An 868-nucleotide genomic window follows, 5' to 3' on the forward strand; every position below is an offset into this window, starting at 1 on the left:
TACGGTTTTATGGTGTTTTTATATAGATTTTATGTCGTAAAATTGTGGCCTGTTCGATTGTGATTTTTTTAAAAAACAAAGATTAGCCCATTGATTTATACCATTTAAAAGTTCTCTAATGCAATTACACAAATAGACAATTCTCTTTAATAAATAGTTTTACTTTTTAAAGAAATTAGAGTTACTTTTATAATAAATAACTCTTATTTTCTTAAAATAAAACAAATGAAAAAAATTTTAATCCTTTTATATTTAATTAGTAGTTTCTCATCTGTTTATGCCATTACTCTTTCTGATGGAGATATTTGTTCAAGATTGGCTGAAAGTTTTGCTGACGCAAAAGAACTAAATGGAGCAAAACGAAAAAACTTTATTAAGGCAATGAAATATATGTGCTTGGTAAAAAATTACTCATTAGAAAATTATGAAAAAGAGATAGGGATACTATCTAATGCAATACAGATATTTCAAAGTATTGATGAGGCGAAAGATGAACTAAAAAACGCTTTAGAGCAGAGGGCTATTAGATACTCCTACAAAACATATGCAACAGGATATCTTGATAAGTCAGCTTGTTGGAATGCAATATATGACTATTCTCAATTAATTGAATTTGAAAAAAAAAGCAATTATATTTTAAATAGGGGGAAACTTTACTACGACGTAGATAAATATGAAAAAAGTTGTACCGATTTAAAACAAGCAGCTGCATTGGGAGAAAGAGAAGCAAAAAACCTGATAGACAAATATGATTGTTATTAATTAACTATTAATACTGTTGTTAATCAAATCAAAATTAATAAACCTTACTGCTAAACCAACCATAATTATAAAGTGGGTAATGATACCATTGATCCATAGCGTACAA

At 27.3% G+C, this 868-nt stretch carries 1 protein-coding gene; it reads left to right on the forward strand.

Translation table 11 applies throughout. The features are described from left to right. The first annotated feature begins 225 nt into the window (after positions 1-225). Positions 226-762 (forward strand): hypothetical protein, encoded by a 537-nt coding sequence (locus tag KLA_RS17285; protein WP_034647457.1) that lies wholly within the window; start codon positions 226-228, stop codon positions 760-762. Positions 763-868: the final 106 nt, after the last annotated feature.

Origin of the sequence: Cellulophaga geojensis KL-A, from assembly GCF_000568425.1 — a bacterium.
Taxonomy (GTDB): Bacteria; Bacteroidota; Bacteroidia; order Flavobacteriales; family Flavobacteriaceae; genus Cellulophaga; species Cellulophaga lytica.

Excerpts from the sequence above, each read along its gene's own strand:
- KLA_RS17285 (WP_034647457.1), top strand. The coding sequence starts at position 226 with ATGAAAAAAATTTTAATCCTTTTATATTTAATTAGTAGTTTCTCATCT.